5 protein-coding genes, 1 tRNA gene, 1 pseudogene and 1 other annotated feature are annotated in these 6,959 nt (G+C 56.4%); of the genes and pseudogenes, 1 reads left to right on the top strand and 6 read right to left on the bottom strand.

The features are described from left to right. Positions 1-277 precede the first annotated feature (277 nt). The 6 genes from LEPOCDRAFT_RS00505 to hemC form a co-directional block, all read right to left on the bottom strand. Positions 278-958, bottom strand: a complete 681-nt coding sequence (locus tag LEPOCDRAFT_RS00505; protein ID WP_009453210.1) for a YecA/YgfB family protein — start codon at positions 956-958, stop codon at positions 278-280. A gap of 382 nt (positions 959-1,340) precedes the next feature. After that, positions 1,341-1,417, bottom strand: a tRNA-Arg gene (locus LEPOCDRAFT_RS00500). Between the two features lie 35 nt (positions 1,418-1,452). Further along, a complete protein-coding gene (locus LEPOCDRAFT_RS00495; RefSeq protein ID WP_009453209.1) occupies positions 1,453-2,724 on the bottom strand; it encodes a heme biosynthesis HemY N-terminal domain-containing protein in 1,272 nt (423 codons plus the stop codon). After that, on the bottom strand, positions 2,721-3,839 hold the full coding sequence (locus LEPOCDRAFT_RS00490) for a uroporphyrinogen-III C-methyltransferase (RefSeq protein WP_245526360.1): 1,119 nt from the start codon (positions 3,837-3,839) through the stop codon (positions 2,721-2,723). Before LEPOCDRAFT_RS00490 ends, LEPOCDRAFT_RS00495 begins: the two co-directional genes overlap by 4 nt. A gap of 152 nt (positions 3,840-3,991) precedes the next feature. Continuing rightward, the gene (locus LEPOCDRAFT_RS00485) at positions 3,992-4,861 is read right to left on the bottom strand and encodes a uroporphyrinogen-III synthase (RefSeq protein WP_009453207.1); all 870 of its coding nucleotides are present in this window, start codon (positions 4,859-4,861) and stop codon (positions 3,992-3,994) included. A gap of 9 nt (positions 4,862-4,870) precedes the next feature. Next, the gene (gene hemC, locus LEPOCDRAFT_RS00480) at positions 4,871-5,830 is read right to left on the bottom strand and encodes a hydroxymethylbilane synthase (RefSeq protein WP_043909566.1); all 960 of its coding nucleotides are present in this window, start codon (positions 5,828-5,830) and stop codon (positions 4,871-4,873) included. Between the two features lie 99 nt (positions 5,831-5,929). Here hemC and LEPOCDRAFT_RS00475 point away from each other — a divergent pair. Then, positions 5,930-6,700 (top strand): annotated as a pseudogene (locus LEPOCDRAFT_RS00475) (phosphoenolpyruvate carboxylase); the annotation flags it as partial. After that, positions 6,691-6,823: a sequence feature (23S ribosomal RNA rRNA prediction is too short), on the top strand. Its footprint overlaps the pseudogene before it by 10 nt. Positions 6,824-6,959: the final 136 nt, after the last annotated feature.

Genomic DNA, 6,959 nt, shown 5'->3' with positions numbered 1-6,959 from the left:
CGACTTGCATGTGTAAGGCATGCCGCCAGCGTTCAATCTGAGCCAGGATCAAACTCTTCAGTTTAATCTCTGTAAAAACTCAACTCAACGGAATTGAAGTGAATTTCACTTCCGTGAGCATCTTTGCGCAACTTACGTTGCATAATTCGAGGTACTCGCCTCTCGATGCCCACACTTATCGGCTGCAAATTTTAAAGAACTTCTCGCTGTTTTGCGAGTCGCTAATCAGTCAGTGATCAGCAGAGAAACGAGAGTGCGCCTGTAAGCGTAATCCCTGTCAAGGGTGTGGGTATTCAACAGTCTTTCGAGCACCCCGACTTAGTTGAGCGATCGCAACCACTGTTTCAACCAAATCCTCGATAGCCTCATCCAAAGTCACCAAGGGATGCTCCTGATCCAAAGCTTTGGTGCACGCCAACTCCTCCTCCGTCTGTTCCGGCAAATGCCGCAACAAGCAAGCCATCAAATCAGGCAAGCCGGGCGCACGCAGATCACCCAAACCCGGGAACAAATCCTGCGCATGCTCAAACCCAAGCACCCAACTACCCAAAGCCTCCTGAATGGCAGGCTTGCCACGCGACACAGGCACCCCACGAGCATCCACAGGTACCGCAACGATAGGACTAAACCACCCCTCACCGGATAGGGCAACATCAATCGCGGCATACCGCCTCAGGACCAACGCAGCAAGAATAGGGGCCCGCGATCTCCCCCAATCAGGATGCCCATCATCAAACACCTCTACACCGGACTCACCAAAATTCCAATCAAAGACTGCCGGCAACCATTGAGCAGGAATCACCGGATGCGGCGACAACAAAACGCCACATAAGAATCCATCCAAAGAAACGATATCCAACGGCTCAAGATAAGGAGGCAGCGCCATTAATCCATCCTCCAAGGCCGCCAACTCCCCCTCCAGAAGATCACCCCGACCTCGCATATCCACGCTGCTCATGACACCCACCTAAAGACAACTCACAGACGACGATCAGATCATAAATCCAGCATTCTTGGCCCGATTCACGCATAAAAAAACCACCTGCTCATCGCAGGTGGTCAAAGACGAAAATAGCTCGCCACTTCAAATCAAGCTAGGGCTTCGCAGGCTTTTTATAAATGATCCGCGTAAGACACCCACCCAACCAGAAGCAAAATTATCAAGAGTCGTTCCGTGTGACAGCAACGGGAGCCACTTTACAAAAACACCCCCAATGGAGACATCCCCATTTCGGTGGAGCAAACGTAACAATAAGAAACGAATCACAAAATTGCCTAGAGCCACAACACTCAAAAACCATGAAAAAAGCCAGCACTATTTATAGTGCTGGCTTTTTATTTGGTGCGGCTGGCAGGATTCGAACCCACGACCCCTTGGTTCGTAGCCAAGTACTCTATCCAACTGAGCTACAGCCGCTGAAGTGCACGACTATAGCATGAGTTTCTCAAAGATCAAGAAATTTTTATGACTTCGTCAAAACAATTTTGAGCTCGCGCCGAATCACCCTCTCGCTCAGCCAAATGACCAAGAGCACGCCATGCTTTCATCCGTGTAGCAGCATCCGCCTTGGTCGAGCCGGCCGTAAATTCCAACAATCGACGCGCCCGTCCCCACAGCTGCCGCTCGATCAAGGCCGCTCCAGCCGCATAAGCCACCATCGGATCTTGTGGGCATGACTCCACAGCAGCTTCTAAGAGGCCCAACCAATCCGCAGGCAGCCCATCAAGCACCAAAACCAACGCTTGAGCCAATGCCGAACGCTCAAGCTCACCATAACTTGAGCATTGCTCCCAATGTGGCCTGAGCCAAAGTCGGGCCTCCGCAGTATTTCCAAACTCTGCAGCACGCTCAACGGCTCGCGCGGCCACCATCGGATCACGTCGATCGGATGGTTCGAGGTCGTTCCAAATCCGCTGCACTTGATCAAAATCACGTCCCGCATCGATGGTTTCCAACGCCAGCGAACGCAATAGGCCCTGCGCCGCCAATGGAGCGAACCCTTGGTGCTTGGCCAACAATCGCGCCGTATGCAGCGCCTCCTTCGGCTCTCGTGCCAAGCGCGCAGCCTGCAAGCGCAAGCGCAAGGCCTGCGTGCGCCGGCCGACACCCGGGGAAAGTACAGCTAGCTCTTGCATCGCCCGTGAGGCATCACGATCATCCAAGGCCCACTCAATGGCCAGAAGATGTGCCCCTTCGGCAATCGTTGTGCTTTCAGACCGATTTGCCACCAGCGATCGAACACGCTCAATCGCCGCATCACGGCGCGAACGATCTTGCAATCGATGCAAACTGTGCGCCGCCAATAGCTGCATCAAAGCTAGAGACTCCATATCCGAAGACAACTCAGGGGTGGACTCATGCAAGCTCATCGCTCGACGGGCGGAACGGTACGCACGCGTGTATCGGGCGGCAAAGAAATAGGCCAATGACTCCCGGAATGCCGCCTGTGCAGCCAACTCGCGACGTGAACTGCGCCAAGCTTGTGCACGTCGCGGCAAATCGATCAATGTTGTCGAAGCTCGAATCACCGCAAACCCGACCAAAAGGACCGCCAACAACAACACGATGGCAAAGTTCAGGCCCAGCTCAATCCGATAGGGCGCCCAGTAAATCGACACCAATCCATCGTTGAGGCCAAACGTCTCCGCCGAGACAGCCGCCAGAACAAACAACAACAATAGCCAGACAATGCCTCGCACAGCCGCCCCTTCATTGGCTTTCAATGACCCGCCGTTGCTGCCGCGATGGCCGCAAGGGTGGCTTCTGGCTTGGGCACGCCCACTTGCTGGCTTTGGGTAGTCACCTGCTTGAGGGACTCCAACACCACTTGGGTGCGCCGCGATCCAAGATCAAAGTAGCGTCCCAAGGTTTGAGTCACTTGCATCAAGTCAGCACGAGCCACATCGGATTGATGGGACAAGAGCGCCAACCTTGCATTCATCACCTTCAATTTCAGGTTTTCTCGCAGGAAATACGCCTGGTCCGGCGCAATCAGCATGGCCTCAGGGCGATCGATTCGAGTGACCCGAATCAGCCCCTTCATGTCGTTCCAAACCTGATGGACCAAAGACTGACCCTCAGAGAACAACTGCCCCCAACCCAAAGGACTGCCGCCGCCCGTTGAAGCAGCCGGCACAGTCGCAGCAACGTTTGTCGAGGGCCCCATTGCTTGAGGCCGCGCATCCAACTGATTGAGCATGGGCAATTCATCGATCAACCGCACCACTTCATCCAATCGAATCAGCAGCGCACCCAGATCGGCAACGCCCGCGCTACGGATGCGATCCAAATCGCCAGCGATGGCCCGACGGACCCGCTCTAAACGGGGTTGATTCACGCGTGTAAGCCGCTCATCAGCAGTACGCAGTGCTGCCACCAAAGGCTCGGCGCTGCCCGTGATGGCCGTCTGCTGCAAGGCCACCCGCAATCCGGCATCCACATCTGTCAATAGGTTTTCATCCCGCGAACGAGCCAGCGATTGCATCAACTCTTCAACTTGCGTGCGCTGCAAGGCAACTTCAGCCAGCCGGTTTTCAAGCAACGACACCTTAGCGGCTGCATCCCGTGTCTGATCTTGCGCTTGACGAGCCAGTACGCGCGCCTCACCAGCTTGATCGGCACTGGTTTGCTGCCGCCGAACAAGTTCTTGTTCCAGTGTCGAAAACTGTTCCTTCAGCGACCAAACACTCCACAGCGCAGCACCACTCACAAGCAATCCCACACCCAACACCGCCACAGCCCAGACAGGTGACCGACCAGCGGTTAAAACCTGTGCCGCGGCACTTTGAGCGGCCGCAGAAATGCCCGCACCCGACGGCATCGGGAATCGACCATCCAAGGGAGAAGGTGCATTTGAAGGTGCCGAAGGCAACCGATCAGGTGAATGCGAAGAAGGCTCACCAATGGCAGGGCGAGTCGGCTCGAACGCAGGGCGATCAAGCGAAGGGGTCTCGGCCAGCACCGAGTCACGACGAGGGGAAGACGTTTCGTTCACGGAGCAATGGGCGGGGAAGGTACGACCGCAGATGCGCGATTGTATCGATCAGAGGGTGTATCACGATCTGCATGTAAAGCGTGAATGATCTGAGCAGGATCTGGGATGGACAAACGAACTGAGCTAAATCCATGTTGAAGCGCAGTTTGGGCAATCCGTTCATGCGTGGCAACCACCGTGGCGGCTCGCACCCCCGCAAGTTCATCCCGAGCATGGGAAGCGGCATGCACATGCTGCATCAGATGGTGAATGGCTTCTGAACTACTGAAAAGCCATGCATGGCTACCAGGATCTGCCGCCAACTGCGTGACAAGTCCGGTCGCAGCAGCGTCCCACACAGGTCCCAGTCGCTGGTAAGCACACAGCGCTTGAACATCCGCCCCATGCTGTTGAAGGGTCTCCGTGAGCCAGTCGCGACCGGCTTCGCCTCGCACAATCAACACCCGCTGCCCAGACCAGTGCAGGCTCACCAACACTTGAGTCCACAAAGCCTCAGCATCAAATTGAGGCGACTGGGGTGATGGCGCGACGATCCGAGCTTGAGGAACCCCATGGGCTTGCAACGCTGCCACCGTTCCTAGGCCTGTCGCACCCGCCAAGGTCAGCTCAGGCCAAGACGCCCCAGCTGGCCGACTCTGAAAAAACTGCGCCACTGCATTGGGGCTGACAAACATCACCAACCGATGCGCAGCCAACGTTCGCCAAGCTTCAGCAGCAAGGTGCGTGTGTGCAGGAGCCCCCTCAATGCGAAGCAGCGGCAGTGCCATCGCTGGCTGCTGCAAAGCGTGCAAACGCGCGACCCACGCATCAGCCTGCGGCTGGGGCCGGGTCACCACCAAAGTCACGAAGCGACCCACTGGCGGCATGGAGAGAACTCAGTCTTGAGCCGTCGCCGACGGCAAAGCCGCCAACAGCGCATCGCCACCTTGGCTGCGCAATTGGGCCACCACCGCCAGACCCAGCGCTTCAGCTTGCTCGGTGGTTGTCACCTCGGCTTGAGCCATCGCACTGACCAACGGAACTGTGGCATCCCCCGGATGGCCGAGAAGCGCATCCAGTTGCAACACCGCACCGTTCCAGCGCGCGTGAGCCGCCAAAGGCATGCTGCAACTGCCCCCCAATGCACGCGAAACGGCACGCTCGGCGTGCACCGCCAACCAAGTCGGCTGATGGGTCAGGGTTTGCATGGCGGCGGAGATCTCGACCGCATCTTGACGAATTTCCAAGCCCAAAGCCCCTTGCCCAGCCGCCGGCAACATCTCATCAAGTTCGAGGCAGCTGCGAATGCGGTGCGCCAATCCAAGCCGTTTCAAACCGGCTGCGGCCAAGATAATGGCGTCGTACTGCCCTTCATCAAGCTTGCGCAGACGCGTATCCAAGTTACCACGCAAAGGTTGCACATCCAGATCGGGCCGACGCGCTTTGAGCTGCACCACCCGCCGCAGGCTGGATGTTCCAACACGAGCCCCCTGCGGCAAATCAGCCAAGCACGCGAAATGATTCGAGACAAAGGCATCGCGGGGATCTTCCCGGTCCAGCACCGTCACCAAAACGAAGCCTTCAGGCATTTCCATCGGAACGTCTTTGAGCGAGTGCACCGCCAAATGGGCCCGCCCCTCTTCAAGAGCAACCTCCAATTCTTTGACGAACAGTCCCTTACCGCCGACCTTGGACAAGGCTCGGTCAAGGATTTGATCGCCACGGGTTGTCATGCCCAACAAATCAACTGACCAGCCGAACCGAGCGGCCAACAGGTCACGGACGTGCTCGGCTTGCCACAGGGCCAGACGACTTTCACGGGTAGCAATGGTGCAAGAAAGGGTGTGCGTACTCATGACGCTATTGTCCCGCATGTCACACCACGATCAACGCACACGCGGATGGTAGGATGTGATCAGAAACAAAGTTACCAACTTTTCCTGTTTGAGGTTTCAATGCCACGCGCCAAAAGCACGCTATCGACACCCCCAGAAACCTTGCTCGACACAGCTGCCATGCAAGCCAGTGCCGCCGAAAAAAATCGCCCCCTGGTCGAAGATATTCGACTCTTGGGTCGTTTGCTGGGTGACGTGATCCGGGAACAGGAAGGCCAAGCCGCTTTCGAGCTGATTGAGCGCGTGCGCCAACTCTCGGTCGCTTACCGACTCAAGCGCGACTCCAGCGCCGGCAAGGCTTTGGATCGCCTGTTGAAAAATCTGACCGGCGACCAAACCGTCAGTGTGATTCGCGCCTTCAGCTATTTCTCGCATTTGGCCAACATCGCCGAAGACCGTCACCACGTGCGTCGGCGAGAACACCACGAGGAACAAGGCCATCTGCACGAAGGCTCGCTGACCATGAGTTTCGAGCGCTTGGCCCAAGCCAATATCCACGCCGATCAGATCGTTCATGCGTTGGACCACGCCTACATCTCGCCCGTCCTGACGGCACACCCCACTGAGGTCCAACGTAAAAGCATTTTGGATGCCGAACGTGCCGTGGCGGAGTTGATTGGCCGGCGCGACACGCTGACTTCAACCTCAGATCGACGGGATAACGAAGAATTCTTGCGCGCGCGGATCACACAGCTATGGCAAACCCGCATGCTGCGCTACACCAAGCTCACTGTTTCGGATGAGATTGAAAACGCGCTGAGCTACTACCCCGCGACCTTTCTGACCCAGTTGCCCCGGCTCTATCGCGAAATCGAACAAGCCTTGCCTGGTGCTGGAAGATTAAATGATGGGGTGCAAGCTCTTGACTGAAGTCCCAGTAAACGGCGGCCGTAACTATAACGGTCCTAAGGTAGCGAAATTCCTTGTCGGGTAAGTTCCGACCTGCACGAATGGCGTAATGATGGCCACACTGTCTCCTCCAGAGACTCAGCGAAGTTGAAATGTTTGTGATGATGCAATCTCCCCGCGGAAAGACGGAAAGACCCCATGAACCTTTACTGTAGCTTTACATTGGACTTTGAACAGATCT

The organism is Leptothrix ochracea L12 (genome assembly GCF_000262525.1).
This window is presented reverse-complemented; position numbering and strand designations above follow the sequence as displayed.

Coding starts and splice junctions, on each gene's coding strand:
- LEPOCDRAFT_RS00505 (WP_009453210.1), bottom strand. CDS start 958: ATGAGCAGCGTGGATATGCGAGGTCGGGGTGATCTTCTGGAGGGGGAG.
- hemC (WP_043909566.1), bottom strand. CDS start 5,830: ATGAGTACGCACACCCTTTCTTGCACCATTGCTACCCGTGAAAGTCGT.
- LEPOCDRAFT_RS00485 (WP_009453207.1), bottom strand. CDS start 4,861: ATGCCGCCAGTGGGTCGCTTCGTGACTTTGGTGGTGACCCGGCCCCAG.